Annotated in this window: 15 protein-coding genes and 1 pseudogene; 11 read left to right on the plus strand and 5 right to left on the minus strand. The window is 71.0% G+C overall.

What is annotated here, in order from left to right; translation table 11 throughout:
* Nucleotide 1: 1 nt before the first annotated feature.
* The 7 genes from FG385_RS12350 to FG385_RS12380 all read left to right on the plus strand — a co-directional run bounded on the left by FG385_RS12350 (nt 2) and on the right by FG385_RS12380 (nt 8000).
* Nucleotides 2-1054, plus strand: a complete 1053-nt coding sequence (locus tag FG385_RS12350) for an alcohol dehydrogenase catalytic domain-containing protein (RefSeq protein WP_139096823.1) — start codon at nt 2-4, stop codon at nt 1052-1054.
* Between the two features lies 1 nt (nt 1055).
* Nucleotides 1056-2207: an acyl-CoA dehydrogenase family protein gene (locus tag FG385_RS12355; protein ID WP_139096824.1), complete on the plus strand. Its 1152-nt coding sequence runs from the start codon at nt 1056-1058 to the stop codon at nt 2205-2207.
* A 14-nt stretch (nt 2208-2221) separates the two neighbouring features.
* A complete protein-coding gene (locus FG385_RS12360) occupies nt 2222-2986 on the plus strand; it encodes a crotonase/enoyl-CoA hydratase family protein (protein WP_139096825.1) in 765 nt (254 codons plus the stop codon).
* Nucleotides 2987-2995: 9 nt separating this feature from the next.
* On the plus strand, nt 2996-3829 hold the full coding sequence (locus FG385_RS12365; protein ID WP_139096826.1) for an acyl-CoA thioesterase: 834 nt from the start codon (nt 2996-2998) through the stop codon (nt 3827-3829).
* A gap of 1 nt (nt 3830) precedes the next feature.
* Nucleotides 3831-4925, plus strand: coding sequence for a CaiB/BaiF CoA transferase family protein (locus tag FG385_RS12370; protein ID WP_139096827.1), 1095 nt, complete (start codon nt 3831-3833; stop codon nt 4923-4925).
* Nucleotides 4926-5224: 299 nt separating this feature from the next.
* The gene (locus FG385_RS12375) at nt 5225-6190 is read left to right on the plus strand and encodes a pirin family protein (RefSeq protein WP_139096828.1); all 966 of its coding nucleotides are present in this window, start codon (nt 5225-5227) and stop codon (nt 6188-6190) included.
* Between the two features lie 70 nt (nt 6191-6260).
* Nucleotides 6261-8000, plus strand: a complete 1740-nt coding sequence (locus FG385_RS12380; protein WP_139096829.1) for a pyruvate dehydrogenase — start codon at nt 6261-6263, stop codon at nt 7998-8000.
* Here the strand turns inward: FG385_RS12380 and FG385_RS12385 are convergent.
* Nucleotides 7977-8558: a TetR family transcriptional regulator gene (locus FG385_RS12385; protein ID WP_139096830.1), complete on the minus strand. Its 582-nt coding sequence runs from the start codon at nt 8556-8558 to the stop codon at nt 7977-7979. The two genes, FG385_RS12380 and FG385_RS12385, sit on opposite strands and share 24 nt — an antisense overlap.
* Nucleotides 8559-8659: 101 nt before the next feature.
* On the opposite strand from FG385_RS12385, the gene FG385_RS12390 reads away from it, so the two are divergent.
* Both FG385_RS12390 and FG385_RS12395 read left to right on the plus strand, forming a co-directional pair.
* Nucleotides 8660-9637, plus strand: a complete 978-nt coding sequence (locus FG385_RS12390) for an ATP-binding cassette domain-containing protein (protein ID WP_200834418.1) — start codon at nt 8660-8662, stop codon at nt 9635-9637.
* Nucleotides 9634-10476 (plus strand): annotated as a pseudogene (locus FG385_RS12395) (ABC transporter permease). The gene FG385_RS12390 and the pseudogene FG385_RS12395 overlap by 4 nt, the downstream one beginning before the upstream one ends.
* Nucleotides 10477-10497: 21 nt before the next feature.
* On the opposite strand, the gene FG385_RS12400 reads toward FG385_RS12395, so the two are convergent.
* The 4 genes from FG385_RS12400 to FG385_RS12415 are packed head-to-tail and all read right to left on the minus strand — an operon-like array spanning nt 10498 to nt 14330.
* Nucleotides 10498-11241 (minus strand): ferredoxin reductase, encoded by a 744-nt coding sequence (locus FG385_RS12400; protein ID WP_139096833.1) that lies wholly within the window; start codon nt 11239-11241, stop codon nt 10498-10500.
* The gene (locus FG385_RS12405) at nt 11211-11810 is read right to left on the minus strand and encodes a sulfite oxidase-like oxidoreductase (protein WP_139096834.1); all 600 of its coding nucleotides are present in this window, start codon (nt 11808-11810) and stop codon (nt 11211-11213) included. The genes FG385_RS12400 and FG385_RS12405 overlap by 31 nt, the downstream gene beginning before the upstream one ends.
* Nucleotides 11811-11825: 15 nt before the next feature.
* Nucleotides 11826-13262, minus strand: a complete 1437-nt coding sequence (locus tag FG385_RS12410; RefSeq protein ID WP_139096835.1) for an aldehyde dehydrogenase (NADP(+)) — start codon at nt 13260-13262, stop codon at nt 11826-11828.
* Between the two features lie 12 nt (nt 13263-13274).
* Nucleotides 13275-14330: a hypothetical protein gene (locus FG385_RS12415; protein ID WP_139096836.1), complete on the minus strand. Its 1056-nt coding sequence runs from the start codon at nt 14328-14330 to the stop codon at nt 13275-13277.
* A gap of 87 nt (nt 14331-14417) precedes the next feature.
* Between FG385_RS12415 and FG385_RS12420 the strand changes: the two genes are divergently transcribed.
* Both FG385_RS12420 and FG385_RS12425 read left to right on the plus strand, forming a co-directional pair.
* Nucleotides 14418-15206 carry an IclR family transcriptional regulator gene (locus tag FG385_RS12420; RefSeq protein ID WP_139096837.1) on the plus strand — a complete coding sequence of 263 codons (789 nt, stop codon included), beginning with the start codon at nt 14418-14420 and terminating at the stop codon, nt 15204-15206.
* A gap of 10 nt (nt 15207-15216) precedes the next feature.
* The gene (locus tag FG385_RS12425; RefSeq protein ID WP_139096838.1) at nt 15217-15993 is read left to right on the plus strand and encodes an NAD-dependent epimerase/dehydratase family protein; all 777 of its coding nucleotides are present in this window, start codon (nt 15217-15219) and stop codon (nt 15991-15993) included.
* The last annotated feature ends 373 nt before the right edge of the window (nt 15994-16366 follow it).

Consider the following 16366-nt stretch of genomic DNA (forward strand, 5'->3'; position numbering starts at 1 on the left):
CATGCGAGCGTTGCGCTGGCACGGAAGAGGCGATCTGCGGCTGGAGGAGGTGCCCGAGCCGCCCGAGCCCGGGCCGGGTCAGGCGATCGTCGAGGTGGCCTACAGCGGCATCTGCGGCACCGATCTGCACGAGTACCGCCACGGCCCGAACCTCATCCGGACCGGGCCCCATCCCCTCACCGGCCTCGCCCCGCCGTTCACCCTGGGGCACGAGTTCAGCGGCCGGGTCGTCGCGCTCGGCGGCGAAGTCCCGGGCATCGGCGTGGGCACCCGCGTCGCGGTGGACCCGTGCCTGCGCTGCGGGGTCTGCCGCTGGTGCCGGCACGGCGAGTACCACATCTGCGCCAAGGGCGGTTCCCTGGGGCTCGCCGCCGACGGCGCGTTCGCCCCGCTCGTCACGGTGCCCGCCGAGGGGCTCGTGCCGATCCCGGACGGCGTCTCCGACCGGCTCGCCGCGCTGGCCGAGCCACTCGCCGTAGGCCTGCACGCGGTCCGCCGCGCCGCAGTCCAGCCCGGCGACCACGTCCTGCTGCTGGGTGCCGGGCCGATCGGCGTCGCGGCGTTGCTGGCGCTGAAACTCGCCGGCGCCGCCGGGATCTACGTCAGCGAGCCCGTGCCGGAACGGGCGCGGTGCGCGGCCGAACTCGGGGCGACCGAGGTGTTCGACCCGGGCAGGACCGACGTGCGGCGCGAGGTGTTCCTGCGCACCGGCCGGGTCGGGCCGGACGTCGTGGTCGAGGCGACCGGCCTGCCGGAGCTGGCCGAACTGGCCGTGACGACCGTGCGCCGTGGCGGGCGCGCCGTGCTCGCCGGGATCAGCGGCGGCTCCGCTTCCCTGCCGCTGACCCAGATCGTCCCCTTCGAACGGACGGTGCTCGGCTCGCTCGGCTACAACTTCGACATCCCGCGCGTGCTCGAACTGATCGCGACCGCGCGGCTCGACCCGTCGCCGCTGCTGACCGGCGTGTACCCGCTCGCGCGCGGGCTCGACGCGTTCGGCGAGCTCGGCTCGCGCCACCACCTGAAGATCCTGCTTGCCCCCGAGGAGCGCTGACATGGATTTCGACCTGCCCGAGGAAACCGTTGCCCTGCAACAGATGTGCCGGGAGTTCGCGGCGAAGGAGATCGCCCCGTACGCGGCGGAATGGTCCGAAGCCGCGCATTTCCCCACCGAGGTGTTCCGCAAGCTCGGTGAGCTGGGCCTGATGGGCATGCTCGTCGACGAGGCCTACGGCGGCGCGAACGCCGGCCTGGTGTCCTATGTGGCCGTGATGGAGGCGCTCGGCGAGGCCGATCAGTCGGTGGCCTCGGCGTGGAACGCGCATTCGACCATCGCGACCCTCCCGCTCGCCCGGTTCGGTTCGGACGAGCAGAAGAAGCGGTGGCTGGTGCCGCTCGCGACCGGTGAGAAGCTCGGCGCGTTCGGGCTGACCGAACCGACCGCGGGCTCCGACGCCGCCGGTATCCGGACCCGCGCGCGGCGCAGCGAGGACGGCTGGGTGCTCGACGGGACCAAGATGTTCATCAGCAACGCCGGGACCGACATGAGTCTCGGCGTCACCGTCCTCGCCGTCACCGGAACGGCGGCCGACGGCAAGAAGCGGTACGGCGCGTTCTTCGTCCCCGACGGCACCCCGGGCTACGCCAAGGGACAGCCGCTGCGGAAGCTGGGCTGGCACGCGCTCGACACCCGCGAGCTCGTCTTCACCGGCTGCCATCTGCCGGAGGACCACCTCATCGGCGAGGAGGGCAACGGGCTGCGGCAGTTCCTCGACGTCCTCGACGCGGGCCGGATCAGCGTGGCCGCGCTGTCGCTCTCGCTCGCGCAGGCAGTGCTCGACCTGGCGATCCGGCATTCCGGTGACCGCGAGCAGTTCGGCAGGCCGCTGTCGGGGTTCCAGGCGGTCGGCCACAAACTGGCCGATATGGCCACCGAGGTGGCGGCCGCGCGCTGGCTGGTCTACCGCGCCGCGTGGCTGGGCGATCAGGGCCGCCCGTGCGGTCAGGCCGCGGCGATGGCGAAGCTCTACGCCTCCGAGGTCGCCAACCGCGCGGCGAGCGCGAGCCTGCAGATCCACGGCGGGTACGGCTACATACGCGAATCCGCGATCTCCCGGTTCTACGCCGACGCGAAGATACTGGAGATCGGCGAAGGCACCAGCGAAGTCCAGCGCAACGTGATCGCCCGCTCCCTGAGCGCGCGGTGAAGGAGGAGGACGGCATGCCGGACGAGGTACTGACCGAACAGCACGGCCGGGTCCTGGTCATCACGATCAACCGGCCGCGGGCGCGCAACGCGATCAACGCGGCCGTCACCGAAGCCGTCGCCGCGGGGCTGGACCGGCTCGACGAGCGCGAGGACCTCTCGCTGGGCGTCCTGACCGGGGCCGGTGGCACCTTCAGCGCCGGCATGGACCTCAAGGCGTTCCTCGACGGCGAGTCCGTGTCGATCCCGGGCCGCGGGCTCGCCGGGATGACCGAACGCCCGCCGCGGAAACCGATGATCGCCGCGGTCGAGGGATACGCGCTCGCGGGCGGCTGCGAACTCGTCCTCGCGTGTGATCTCGTCGTGGCCGCCGAAGACGCGCGGTTCGGCATCCCCGAGGTCAAACGCGGGCTGGTCGCCGCGGCCGGCGGGCTGATGCGGCTCCCCCGCCGGATCCCGCCGCATCTGGCCATGGAGTACGCCCTGACCGGCGACTTCTTCTCCGCCCCCGACGCACACCGCTACGGCCTGGTCAACCATCTGACCCCGCCCGGCGATGCGCTCGCGGGGGCGCTCGCGCTCGCCGAGCGGATCACCGCGAACGCGCCGCTCGCGATCCAGGCGACGAAGGAGGTCATCACCCGGTCCGCCGACTGGCATGGTGACGAAGCTTTCACTCGGCAGCAGCCGATCGTGCGTGCTGTGTTTGAATCGGCTGACGCCCGCGAAGGCGCCCGGGCCTTCGCGGAGAAGCGCGCGCCGGAATGGCGCGGCGAATGAAGGAGGCAGATGGCACAGCCTGGCGACACGGGCCTGGTCCCCCTGCTCGACCTTCTCGATCTGGAGGCGATCGAAGAGGACATCTTCCGCAGCCGCTCGACCGGTGATCCCGGCGGGCGGCTGTTCGGCGGTGAGGTATGCGCGCAGGCGCTGGTCGCCGCCGAGCGGACGGCGCCACCGGAGACCACGCCACATTCGCTGCACGCCTACTTCCTGCGTCCCGGCGACACCGCGGCACGCGTGGTGTTCCGGGTGGACCGGTTGCAGGACGGGCGCAACTTCCGGCGCCGCCGGGTCACCGCGATCCAGCACGGCGAGCCGATCCTGTGCCTGGAGTGCTCGTTCACCACCGACCGGTCCGGCGCCGATCACCAGGTCACCGCGCCCGAAGCGCCGGATCCGGCGGACTGTGCGCCGTTCTCCTTCCCGCATCCGACGAAGTGGTCGCTGGAACCGCACGACGTGTTCGACGTCCGGCCCGCGGTGCCCGAACGCGACGGCCGCCCGCGCTTCGTCGAGGATCTGTGGTTCCGGCCGAAGTCCGGGAAGCTCGACGACCGGGTCAGCGCCGCCGCCGTGCTGACGTATTTCAGCGATCTGACCTTCGTCAGCTCGATCCTGCGCCGGGCACGGCGCAGCGACATCGCCGGGTTCACGTCGCTGGACCACGTGCTGTGGTTCCACAACGAGGTCCGCTTCGACGACTGGCTGTACTACGCCAAGAGCAGCCCGGCCGCGGGGCACCTGCGCGGGCTGGCCGAAGGCAGGTTCTTCCACCGCGACGGCACGCTCATCGCGACCGCCGCGCAGGAAGGTCTGATCCACGCGCGGAAGGAGGCCTGAGATGGCCGGACCACTCGCCGGGTTGCGGGTCGTCGAACTGGCGGGGATCGGCCCGGCGCCGCATGCGGCGATGGTGCTGGCCGACCTCGGTGCCGACGTCGTCCGCATCGAGCGCCCGCAGCCGGGGTTCGACCCCACCGGCTCAAGCCCCGACTTCCTGCTGCGCAACCGGCGTTCGGTCGCCGCGGACCTCAAGTCCGAGGAAGGCCTCGCGGCGGCGATGCGGTTCGTAGCGAAGGCCGACGTGCTGCTTGAAGGCTTCCGGCCCGGGGTCACCGAGCGGCTCGGGATCGGGCCGGAGCAGTGCCACGAGGTCAATCCCGGGCTGGTCTACGGCCGGATGACCGGCTGGGGCCAGGCGGGCCCGCTCGCGCAACGCGCCGGGCACGACATCAACTACATCTCGCTCACCGGCGCCCTGCACGCCATCGGCCGCGCGGGCGAGCGCCCCGTGCCGCCGCTCAACCTGGTCGGCGACTTCGGCGGCGGGTCGATGTTCCTGGTCGCGGGTGTGCTCGCCGCGCTGTGGGAACGGAACCTGTCCGGGCAGGGCCAGGTCGTGGACGCGGCGATGGTCGACGGCGCGAGTGTGCTGACGCAGATGATGTGGGCCTTCCGCGGGGCCGGGGGCTGGAGCGACGAGCGGGGCACGAACCTGCTCGACGGCGGCGCTCCCTACTACGACACCTACACCTGCGCCGACGGCCGGTACCTCGCGGTGGGCTGCCTCGAGCCGCAGTTCTACGCGGCCTTCCTGCACGGCCTCGGCCTCGACGGGGAGAACCTCCCGGCCCAGGGCGACCGCGCCGGCTGGCCGGTGCTGCGCGCCCGGTTCACCGCCGTGATCGTGAGCAAGCCGCGGGACGAATGGGCGAAGATCTTCGAGGGCACCGACGCTTGCGTCACGCCGGTGCTGACCTTCGAGGAGGCCACCGAGCATCCGCATCTCGCGGCCCGCGACACCATCATCACGCTCGACGGGGTCGCCCAGGCCGCGCCGGCGCCCCGGTTCTCCCGTACCCCGGCCGCGAAGCCGGCCTCACCACCCGCTCCGGGTGCCGACACGGAAACCGCGCTGGACGACTGGTCCTGCTAATATTTCGTGATCTTGTTGTCTTTGCGCGCGGTGTGTTTGTTTGCCAGGCTACCGAGTTGGCCCTTGGGGTCGGTGAGTTCGCCCGTTGCGGTGTTGAGTTGGCTGGTCTGGTGGCCGAGTTTGCCCTCGGCGGCAGCGGTCGGCCAACTCGGTGACGCCCCGGGCCAACTCGGCGACCCTACGGGCAAACACGGCAACGTAAACCGGACAGGATCACACGACACTAGGCGGGAATCAGATGCGGACCCGAGGCGTTTTCCTCGCAAGAAGTTGAGAGCCGAACTACTTGGAGGCCCGCGATGCCCGCCATCACCGCCGACACCCTGACCCTGCCCCGCGTGGACGCCCCGGCGGGCGTCGCGTGGCGGCCGGTCCGCACCATCACCACGGCACCGACCGGCTACGAAGGCGAGGGATTCCCCGTGCGGCGCGCGTTCGCCGGGGTGCCCTCCACCGTGCTCGACCCGTTCGTGCACATGGACCAGATGGGCGAGGTCGAGTACGCGCCCGGTGAGCCGAAGGGCACGCCGTGGCATCCGCACCGCGGGTTCGAGACCGTGACGTACATGCTCGACGGGGTCATGGAGCACAACGACTCCCAGGGCGGCGGCGGGGTGATCACCAACGGCGACACGCAGTGGATGACCGCGGGCAGCGGCATCCTCCACATCGAGAAGCCGCCGGAGGCGCTCGTGGTGTCCGGCGGGTTGTTCCACGGTGTGCAGCTGTGGGTCAACCTGCCGCGGGCGAGCAAGCTCGTCCCGCCGCGCTACCAGGACATCCGCGCGACCGAGTCCAAGCTGCTGTCCTCGGCCGACGGCGGCGCGCTGCTGCGGGTCATCGCCGGTGAGCTGGGCGGCCACCACGGCCCCGGTTCGACCTACACCCCGATCACGATGATCCACGCGACCGTCAGCCCCGGCGCGCGGCTGGAAGTGCCGTGGCGCGAGGACTTCAACGCGCTCGGCTACGTGCTGGCGGGTGCCGGCACGGTGGGCACCGATGACCGGCCGATCCGCAAGGGCCAGCTCGCTGTGTTCGGCGAGGGCGGCGCCCTGGCGTTCGCGGCGGCGGCCACGCCCGCCGCGGAACCCGAGCCGAACCTCGAGGTGCTGCTGCTGGGCGGGCAGCCGATCCGCGAACCGGTCGTGCAGTACGGACCGTTCGTGATGAACACCCGCGAAGAGGTGGCGCAGGCCTTCGAGGACTACCAGTCCGGCCGGTTCGGGGTGATCCCGGCGGCGCACACGCCCCACACGGACTGACCATGCGGCGGCGCGGTCGCGCCACCAGAATCGGCACCGGAGGATCACCGGAGAAGGCGGAGGCCCGGTAATGGCGCGACCCACTGTCGCCGAACAGTTCGTGCAGGTGCTCGTCCAGGCGGGCGTGTCCCGCGTCTACGGGGTGGTGGGCGACAGCCTCAACCCGGTGGTCGACGCGATCCGCCGTACCGGCGGCATCGAATGGGTGCACGTGCGCAACGAGGAGGCGGGGGCCTTCGCCGCCGCGGCCGAGGCCGAACTGACCGGGCGCCTCGCGGTGTGCGCGGGAAGTTGCGGGCCGGGCAACACGCATCTCGTGCAGGGCCTCTACGACGCGAACCGCTCCGCGGTGCCCGTGCTGGCACTCGCCTCGCATATCCCGGCGAACCAGATCGGCACGTCGTTCTTCCAGGAGACCCACCCCGAGCGGCTGTTCGTCGACTGTAGCGGCTACTGCGAGCAGATCACCCAGCCCGGCCAGATGCCCCGCGTGCTGCGCATCGCGATCCAGCACGCGCTGACCCGCGGCGAGGTCTCGGTGCTCGTGCTGCCCGGCGACGTCGCGCATCTGGACGCGGAGCTGCCCACGGGTACCGGCTCGTTCGTCATCGAACGGCCGACGATCGTCCCGCCCGCGTCCCAGGTGGACGCCCTCGCCGACGCCGTCAACGGCGCGGAGAAGGTCACGCTGTTCTGCGGCGCGGGCGTCAAGGACGCGCACGACGAGGTACTCCAGCTGGCCGGCCGCGTGCATTCGCCGATCGGGCACACCCTGCGCGGTAAGGAATGGATCCAGTTCGGCAACCCCTACGACGTCGGGATGAACGGCCTGCTCGGCTACGGCGCCTGCTATCGCGCGATGCACGAGGCAGACCTGCTGCTGTTGCTGGGCACGGATTTCCCGTACGACGGGTTCCTGCCGCAGGCGCGCACGATCCAGATCGACCACGACGCGACCCGGCTGGGCCGGCGTACGCCCCTGGAGCTGGGGGTGCACGGCGATCTCGGCGAGACGCTGCGCGCGGTCCTGCCGGAGATCTCCCAGAAGCCGGGCCGGGAGTTTCTCGACCAGATGCTCCGCGAACACGCCCGCACGCTGGAGAACGTGGTCGAGGCCTACACCCGCAACGTGGAGAAGCAGGTCCCGATCCACCCGGAGTACGTCGCCGACGTACTCGACGAACTCGCGGCCGACGACGCCGTGTTCACCGTGGACACCGGCATGTGCAACGTGTGGGCCGCGCGCTACCTCACCCCGAACGGCCGCCGCCGGGTTATCGGGTCGTTCCTGCACGGCAGTATGGCGAACGCGCTGCCGCACGCGATCGGCGCGCAGCTGGCCTCCCCCGGCCGGCAGGTGATCTCGATGTCCGGCGACGGCGGGCTCGGCATGCTGATGGGTGAGCTGCTCACCGTGCGGCTGCACGATCTGCCGGTGAAGATCGTGGTGTTCAACAACTCCTCGCTCGGCATGGTCAAACTGGAGATGCTCGTCGACGGGCTGCCCGACTTCGAGACCGACCACGAAGCCGTGGACTACGCCGCGATCGCGCGCGGTGCCGGGTTGCACGCCATCCGGGTCACCGACCCGGGCAAGGTGCGCGACGCGCTCGGCGAAGCGCTCGACCATCCGGGCCCGGTGCTCGTCGACGTCGTCACCGATCCGAACGCGCTGTCGATCCCGCCGCATATCACCGGCGGTCAGCTCAAGGGATTCGCGCTCGCGGCGAGCAAGGTCGTGCTGACTGGCGGCGTGGGCAGGATGATCGACCTGGCGCGGTCGAACCTACGCAATATCCCGCGTCCCTGAGGCCGCCAGCGCTTCGCGCACGACACGGTCGACCTGGGCGACGGCCTGCTCGACCGGCCCGGACGGCTGGATGAGGTGGCTCAGCGTCAGCCGCACGACGATCTCGACAAGCTCGGGCAGCCGGGACAGGCCGAGGTCGTCGTAGAGGGCGTGCGACTCGCCGAGCACGGTTCCCATCGCACGCTCCAGCACCGGGCCCGGTTCGATCGCCAGCAGCGGCAGCAGATCCTGCCCGCTGCCGTGCGCGGCGGACAGGATCGCCCTGATCAGCGGGTCGTCCGCGGCCGTGTGCAGGACATAGCCGGCCGCCGCGCCGATACCGCCCGCGATGTCGGCCCCATGAGCGCGCATGTGCTCGGCGACATGGGCGAGAAACCGGTCGGCATGCCGCGTGACGATCGCCCTCGCGAGGATGCCGCGCGCGCCGATCTCCTTGTACACCATCTGCCTGCTGACCCCGACGCGCTGCGCGAGCTGGGACATCGTCACCTTGTCCCAGCCCTCGGTGCAGATCAGCTCGACACCGGCGTCGAGGATCCGCTCACGCAGGGTGGTCATCGGGTGAGCGTACCGCGACGTAGTTCGGGGTTCGCGGAAGCGGCGCAAGAATGGAGATGCCGGAACCGGACAAACCGACCTACCCTGCGGGCAAAGGAGGGGTGATGGAGCTTGCGATAGAAACCTCGGCCCTGGTCAAGGTCTTCGGCACCACCAGGGCCGTGGACGGGATCGACCTCGCCGTGCCCGCCGGCACCGTGTACGGGGTGCTCGGGCCCAACGGCGCGGGGAAGACGACCGCGGTCCGGATGCTGGCGACGCTGACCAGGCCCGACGGGGGCGAGGCGAGGGTGTTCGGGCACGACGTGGTGCACGAGGCGGACGCGGTGCGCGGCCGGGTCAGCCTGACCGGGCAGTTCGCGTCCGTCGACGAGGATCTGACCGGCACGGAGAACCTGGTGCTGCTGGGACGGTTGCTGGGGCATCGCAAACCGGCCGCGCGGGAGCGGGCCGCGCAGCTGCTGGAGGCGTTCGGGCTGACCGACGCGGCGGGGCGCCAGGTGAAGAACTACTCGGGCGGGATGCGGCGGCGGATCGATATCGCGGCGAGCATCATCCGCACCCCGGACATGCTGTTCCTCGACGAGCCGACGACGGGGCTGGACCCGCGCAGCCGCAACCAGGTCTGGGAGATCGTGCGGATCATCGTCGCGCAGGGGACGACGGTGCTGCTCACGACCCAGTACCTCGACGAGGCCGATCATCTCGCGGCGCGGATCGCGGTGATCGACCACGGGAAGGTGATCGCCGAGGGCACGCCGGGTGAGCTGAAGTCCTCGGTCGGCGCGGGGGCGGTGCACCTGCGGCTCCGCGACGCCGGGCAGCGGGAGGAGGCCGAGCGCGTACTGGCCCGCACGCTCGGCGCCGTCGTGCAGTCCGGTGCCGACCCGCTCGCGGTGACCGCGCGGATCTCCGGGGAGAGCAGCGATCTCGCGGCCGCGGAGCAGGCCTCGCGGGCGCTCGCCGAACTGGCGCACGCGGGCGTCACCGTCGACGACTTCTCCCTTGGCCAGCCGAGCCTCGACGAGGTGTTCCTGGCGCTGACCGAACATTCCACGGCAAAGGAGGTGCCGGCGTGAGCACGGCGACCGAACCGTCCACTTCGTACAGACCGGCCGAAGCCGGGTTCCACGCCGTACTCGCGGCCGGGGAGCAACCGCCCCGCCCGAGCGCATTGTCGGCGTAGTTCACCTTCGGCTGGCGGGCGATGCTGAAGATCAAGCATGTGCCGGAGCAACTGTTCGACGTGACCGCGTTCCCGATCATGATGACGCTGATGTTCACCTACCTCTTCGGTGGGGCGCTGGCGGGTTCGGTGACGCTGTACCTGCAGTTCCTGCTGCCGGGGGTACTGGTGATGAGCGTCGTGATGATCACGATGTACACCGGGTTGGGCGTGAACATCGATATCGAGAAGGGCGTGTTCGACCGGATCCGCTCGCTGCCGGTGTGGCGGCCGGCCGCGCTGGTCGGGATGATCCTCGGCGACGTGTTCCGGTACACGGTCGCGTCGGCGGTGATCCTCGCGCTCGGGCTGATCCTGGGCTTCCGGCCCGGCGGCGGGGTGCTCGGCGTGCTGGGCGGGGTCGCGTTGCTGGTGGTGTTCTCGTTCGCGTTCTCGTGGATCTGGACGATGTTCGGGCTGCTGCTGCGCACGGAGAAGTCCGTGATGAGCGTGAGCATGATGGTGCTGTTCCCGCTGACGTTCCTGTCGAACGTGTTCGTCGACCCGGCCACGATGCCCGGCTGGCTGCGCGCGTTCGTCGAGGTCAACCCGATCACGCACCTCGTCGGCGGTGTGCGCGGGCTGATGTCGGGCACCCCGGCCGGCGGCGACGTCATGTGGACGCTCCTCGCGTCGGCCGCCCTGCTGGCGGTCTTCGGCACCCTCACCATGCGCCTCTACAACCGCAAATAACCAACTCGACGTTCGGGAGCGCTACCCCGTCGGCCCGAAGCGCTCCGTCTTCACCCGGCGGGCGTCGTGGCCCAGGGCGAGCAGCATGTCCGACACCGCCTCCACGAACCCGGTCGGCCCGCAGACGAAGCACGCCGGTTCGAACGACGCCGGCCAGCCGCTCGTGTTCACATCGGCGACGCCGATCCGGCCCGGCGCGCGCGAAAAGCCGTCCGGCACCTCTCGGGTGTACACAAAGGACACTTCGACCCCGGACAGTGCCGCAGCGCGCAGCTCGTCGCCGTAGTACAGCTCCTTCGGCGTGCGTACCGAGTACAGCAACCGGAACGGGGCCCGCGAGCCGGCCGCACGGCGGGCGCGGATCATCGCCATCAACGGCACGATCCCCGAACCGCCCGCGATGAGCAGCACCGGCGCCGGATCGGCCGGGCGCCACACGAACCAGCCGCCGATCGGGCCGCGCACCTCGACCCGATCGCCCACCGAGAACACGTCGATCAGGTACGGCGAAACCTCGCCGTCCTCGACACGCTGCACGGTCAGCTCGATGCGCTCGCCATCGGCCGGAGCCGAAAGGGAGTAGCTGCGCTGCGCCGTGTACCCGTCTTCGGCGGTGAGCCGGACGTCGGCGTGCTGCCCGGCCAGATGCCCGGGCCAGCCCGGGACGTCCAGCACGAGCGTGCGCGCGCTCGGCGTCTCCTCCCGGACCTCCGCGAGCCGCGCCACGCGCCAGCTCAGTCGCCCTGATACCGCTGCTCGCGCCATGGGTCCCCGTAGTCGTGGTAGCCGCCCGCTTCCCAGAAGCCCGGCTCGTCGGTCAGCGTCAGCTCGAGGTCTCGCACCCATTTGGCCGACTTCCAGAAATACAGATGCGGCACGAGCAACCGCGCGGGCCCGCCGTGTTCGGGCTCCAGTTCGTCACCGTCGAACTCGTACGCGATCCACGCGCGGCCGTCGAGGAGGTCCTCCAGCGGCAGGTTGGTGGTGTAGCCGTCGTAGGAGTGCGCCACGACGTACTCCGCCGCCGTCTCGACGTCCTCAAGCAGGACGTCCAGCGAGACGCCGCGCCAGCGCGTTCCGAGCTTCGACCATTTGGTGACGCAGTGGATGTCCACTTCCGGCGTCTCGCTCGGCAGCGCCAGCAACTCCGGCCACGACCACTGGTGGACCGTGCCGGCCTCCGTGGTGATCGTGAACTCCCACGTTTCGGTGGCCACCCGCGGGGTAGGGCCGGCCGAGAGCACCGGGAAGTCCTTCGTCAGGTACTGCCCCGGCGGCAGCACGACGCCCTCGTCACGCCGGCGCCCCCGAAAACCCGGTGAGATCACTCCCATACGGACGAAATTACCTCAGCGCCGACCGTCGACGTGCCTCGGCAACTGCCACGGGTTGGCCTCCCGCAACGGCGGCGGCAGCAGCGTGTCCGGGAAGCCCTGCCAGGCGACCGGCCGCAGGAACCGCTCGATCGCCGCGGTGCCGACCGACGTGGTCGTGGGCGCGGTCGTCGCCGGGTACGGGCCGCCGTGCTGCTGGGCCCAGCTGACGGTGACGCCGGTGGGCCAGTCGTTCCACAGCAGGCGGCCGGCGAGCCGGGTCAGCGCGGGCAGGACCTTCCGCACGTCCTCGGCCTCGGACTCCTCACCGTGCACGGTCGCGGTCAGCCCCGGCTCCAGCTCTCCGAGCGCTTCGAGCAGCTCGTCCTGGCTCGAGTAGGTGACCACGATCGACGCGGGGCCGAAGCATTCCGAGCGCAGCACCTCGTCCGCCTTGAGGAAGTCCGCGGCTCGCACCGAGAGCAGCGTCGGCGCGAACGGGTCGCCCGCGGCGAGCACCGTGACCGCGGGCTGCTCACGCACCCGTGACACCGCGGCCTGGAAGCCCTCGGCGATCCGCTCGTTGAGCATCGGCTGCGCGCCGACCGCCTGCGCCGCCTCGGTCAGCGCGCCGTCGAGCCCGTGCCCCTCGGGCAGGAAGAGCAGCCCGGGCTTCGTGCAGAACTGCCCGGCCCCGAGGGTGAACGAACTCACGTAGGCCTTCGCGACCTGCTCGCCCCGCTCCCGCACCGCACCGGGCGTCACCACGACCGGGTTGACGCTGCCGAGCTCGCCGTAGAACGGGATCGGCGTCGGCCGGGATACCGCGATGTCGAACAGCGCGCGGCCCCCGGGGACCGAACCGGTGAACGACGCCGCCGAGATCCGCGGGTCCTTCAGCGCGGTGACGCCCGGCTCCACGCCGAAGATCACGTCGAAGATCCCCTCGGGGGCACCCGCGCCGATGAGCGCGTCACGCACGATCTCGCCCGTGCGCGCGGACAGCCTCGGGTGGCCCGGGTGCGCCTTGAGCACCACCGGGCAGCCCGCCGCGAGCGCGGACGCGGTGTCCCCGCCGGCGACGCTGAAGGCGAACGGGAAGTTGCTCGCGGCGAACACCAGGACCGGGCCGATCGGCACGACCGTGCGGCGGATGTCCGGGCGCGGGCCCATCGGCCACTCCGGGTCGGCGTGGTCGATCGTGGCGCCGAGGAACGTCCCGTCGTCCAGCACGCCGCCGAACAGGCGCAGCTGGAACGTGGTGCGCGCGAGCTCGCCCTTCAGCCTCGGCGCGGCCGGCAGATGCGACTCCTCCGCGGCGAGCGGGACCAGCTCCTCGGCCGCGGCGTCGAGCGCGTCGGCGACCGCGACCAGCCATGCCGCCCGCTGCACGGGGGTCGTCTCCGCGAGCTTCGGCGCGGCTTCGGCTGCGGCGGCGAGGATGCGGTGCAACTCGGTCGTCTCGGTGTCCATCGTTTCCTTTCTCTAGGCCGCGGCTTCCACGGCGCCTCGCAGCTCTTCCCATCGGGCCGGGCCGGCGAGCCCAAGGTGGTACAGGTGCACCTGGTCGGCTCCGGCTTCCCGCAGTCGCCCGGTGTACGCCTTCAGGTCGGGCGCGGCGCCGAGTGCCGTCACGTACGCCCCGATCTCCACCGACGGTAGTCGAGTGCGCGCCGCCCTGACGACTTCCTCCCCTGGCTGCCAGCACGGCAGCACGACGGTGCCGACCTCCTCCGCCGCGCTCGCGGTCAAGCCCGGGAGCGCGCCGGTCGCCCACGGGTCGAGATCGCCGTGCAGGGCCACCGGGAGATCGATCCGGTCGAGGACGGCACGGCGCAGCAGGTCGGTGGCGGTGTGCCTCGCCGTCAGGAGCGCCTCGTCCAGGACCGCATCCTCTCGCGGGTCAGCGATTAGCCGGAGAACATCTTCCCGGAAAGATTCTTCCACGCCGCATGCCTCGCAGCAGCACACGGACAGCAGCTTCGCCGCCGCAGGCGACCACACGGCGTCGGTCTTCTCATGGCGGCACTGGTGAACCACGCCGAGTTGCCCGCAGGCCTCGAGAACGACTGAGGAGAAGTCCAACCCAGCCAAAGCTTCCTCGACCAGCGTCACCGCGTAATCCCGGACCGGCTCGTGGGCGGGGCACAGCGCCCACGGATACCGCTCACCGAAGCAGTTCCGCACGGTCAGTTCCGGAAACTCCGTACCCAGCACGGAATTGTGCGTCAGCACGAGCCAGGCCGCGGCGGGGATCCCGGCCTCGTCCAGCACGGCGACCGCGGCGGCGGCGCTGTCAGGCGAGTCCATCCAGTCCGGGGTGACGGGGCGCAGCCGCGACCAGCGCTCGTCGCGGACCGGCCGGTAGAACGCCGCGTGCCGGGCGTGCACCGCGGTCCCGGTTCGGGACCACGGGGTCGCGGCTCGCGCCGAGTGGTAGGCGACCGCGACGGCCACCTCGTCCACGCCGAGCCGCCTGACCCTGTCCACGAAACCGGGTTCGATCACGTCCCACGGGTAGGCGTAGCCGACGACCTTCACGTTTCACATCCATGAACGTAATCCGTGTATTGAACAGCGTCTGGGAACGCTAGTATCGCGGGCGTCGCGAGTCAACGGAGGGGATCCATGGCGGAACTGGCAGCGATCGCGGGTGAACCGTCGGGCGTCAAGTCCGCGCGGCGCACCGTCGAACTCCTGGAAACCTTCGCCGCGCAGGACGCCTGGCTGTCGCTGTCCGACCTGCACGCGAAGACCGGTTTTCCCCGGTCCAGCCTGCACGGCCTGCTACGCACGCTGTATGAGGCGGGCTGGCTCGAGGCCGACCCGGGCACCGCGCGTTACCGGCTCGGCGTCCGGGCGCTCATCTGCGGCACGGCGTATCTCGACCGCGATCCCGCGATCCCGTACGCGACCGAGGCGCTCGAAGCGGTGCGCGAGCGGACCGGGTTCACCGCGCACTACGCGCGCCGCGACGGCGCGCAGGTGGTGTACCTGGAGACCCGCGAGTCCCGGCATTCGACGCACCTGGTGTCGCGCGTCGGGCGCACGCTCCCCGCGCATGCGACGGCGCTGGGCAAGGCTTTGCTCGCCGAACTGACCCAGGCCGAGATCGGTGCCCTGTTCCCCGCCGGGTTGCCCGCGCTGACGCCGCGCACCATCACTTCGCTGGACGGCCTGCTGGCCGAATGCGAAGCCACGCGGCAGCGCGGGTTCGCGGCCGAGGTCGAAGAGGGCTCGCCGGGCGTGCGCTGCGTCGCGGCCGTGGTGCCGTACCGGATCCCGGGGACGGACGCGATGAGCTGTTCCATTCCGGTCGGGGAGGTCACCGACGCCGAAGCGACACACGTGGGCGAGTTGCTCGCCCAGACCGCCACCGAACTGGGCGGGCAGTTGCGCCGCGCCGGAATCCGCTGAGGGGAAGAAGATGCGTGTACTGATCACCGGCGCCGCCGGGGGCGTGGCCACCCTGCTGCGGCCCCGCCTTCGCCAGGCCGGACGGACCCTGCGGCTGCTGGACCTCGCGGGGCCGCACGCCGACGGCGACGAGGTGCTGAACGGCTCGGTGACCGATCCCGAGGTGATGGCGGTGGCGTGCCACGACGTGGACGCGGTGGTCCATCTCGGCGGGCACAGCCGGGAAAACTCGTGGGCGCAGACCGCCGAGGTCAACATCACCGGGACGCAGGTCGTGCTCGACGCCGCGCGGACGGCGGGGGTTTCGCGGGTGATCCTGGCGTCGAGCAACCACGCGGTGGGGTTCCGGGAGGTCACCGAGGACCTGCCCGCGGACTCCACGCCGCGGCCGGACACGTTCTATGGGGTCAGCAAGGCGGCCATCGAGGCGCTGGGCAGCCTGTACCACTCGCGGTTCGGGATGGACGTCGTCTGCATCCGCATCGGCTCGTGTTTCGAGCGGCCGCCTGGCGTGCGCGGCCTGGCCACCTGGCTCTCGCCCGACGACGCCGGCCGGTTGTTCGAGGCCTGCCTGACCTTCCCGTCGCCGGGATACCGGATCATCTGGGGCGTTTCGGACAACACGCGCCGCATCTACTCCCTCGCCGAGGCGGAAGCGCTGGGCTACAAGTCCTTCGACGACGCGGAGAAGTTCGCCGACGAGATCACCGCCGCCGCCCCCACCGGCGACGCCGCCCGCTACGTCGGTGGTCCCTTCACCACCACCCCCCTCGGCATCCCCAACTAACCTCGCGAGTCGGAATTCACGCCCCATGAGTTCGGCTCTCGCCGCACGCGTTGGGCTCCCGCGTAACCCAAGCCGGGTCTGAACTCGCCCAAGCCCGGCCTCTACCCACCCGAATCGGCCCTCGCGCCACGCGAGCCGGGCTTTCAACTCAACTGAGTCACGCTCCGGCGAGCCACAGCCCTCCCACCTCACCCGGGCCGGACATTCGAGCAGGCACTCCGCGTTTTCACCACGCGGAAAACCTCGGCGGGGGCTTGCCAGCACTGAGAGACTGAGAAGAAGCCTGGCGGGCAGGCGGAACTTCACGAGGCCTTCCCATCAGGCCCGCAGCCGGTTACGGTTGCTGCATACAGTATGGACCGACCTCGGAGCG

The sequence above is a fragment of the Amycolatopsis alkalitolerans genome (assembly GCF_006152065.1).
GTDB lineage: Bacteria > Actinomycetota > Actinomycetes > Mycobacteriales > Pseudonocardiaceae > Amycolatopsis_E > Amycolatopsis_E alkalitolerans.

What these genes read in the sequence shown, in the direction of transcription:
- FG385_RS12350 (WP_139096823.1), top strand. Translation starts at nt 2, where the DNA reads ATGCGAGCGTTGCGCTGGCACGGAAGAGGCGATCTGCGGCTGGAGGAG.
- FG385_RS12355 (WP_139096824.1), top strand. Translation starts at nt 1,056, where the DNA reads ATGGATTTCGACCTGCCCGAGGAAACCGTTGCCCTGCAACAGATGTGC.
- FG385_RS12360 (WP_139096825.1), top strand. Translation starts at nt 2,222, where the DNA reads ATGCCGGACGAGGTACTGACCGAACAGCACGGCCGGGTCCTGGTCATC.
- FG385_RS12365 (WP_139096826.1), top strand. Translation starts at nt 2,996, where the DNA reads ATGGCACAGCCTGGCGACACGGGCCTGGTCCCCCTGCTCGACCTTCTC.
- FG385_RS12370 (WP_139096827.1), top strand. Translation starts at nt 3,831, where the DNA reads ATGGCCGGACCACTCGCCGGGTTGCGGGTCGTCGAACTGGCGGGGATC.
- FG385_RS12375 (WP_139096828.1), top strand. Translation starts at nt 5,225, where the DNA reads ATGCCCGCCATCACCGCCGACACCCTGACCCTGCCCCGCGTGGACGCC.
- FG385_RS12380 (WP_139096829.1), top strand. Translation starts at nt 6,261, where the DNA reads ATGGCGCGACCCACTGTCGCCGAACAGTTCGTGCAGGTGCTCGTCCAG.
- FG385_RS12385 (WP_139096830.1), bottom strand. Translation starts at nt 8,558, where the DNA reads ATGACCACCCTGCGTGAGCGGATCCTCGACGCCGGTGTCGAGCTGATC.
- FG385_RS12400 (WP_139096833.1), bottom strand. Translation starts at nt 11,241, where the DNA reads ATGGCGCGAGCAGCGGTATCAGGGCGACTGAGCTGGCGCGTGGCGCGG.
- FG385_RS12405 (WP_139096834.1), bottom strand. Translation starts at nt 11,810, where the DNA reads ATGGGAGTGATCTCACCGGGTTTTCGGGGGCGCCGGCGTGACGAGGGC.
- FG385_RS12410 (WP_139096835.1), bottom strand. Translation starts at nt 13,262, where the DNA reads ATGGACACCGAGACGACCGAGTTGCACCGCATCCTCGCCGCCGCAGCC.
- FG385_RS12420 (WP_139096837.1), top strand. Translation starts at nt 14,418, where the DNA reads ATGGCGGAACTGGCAGCGATCGCGGGTGAACCGTCGGGCGTCAAGTCC.
- FG385_RS12425 (WP_139096838.1), top strand. Translation starts at nt 15,217, where the DNA reads ATGCGTGTACTGATCACCGGCGCCGCCGGGGGCGTGGCCACCCTGCTG.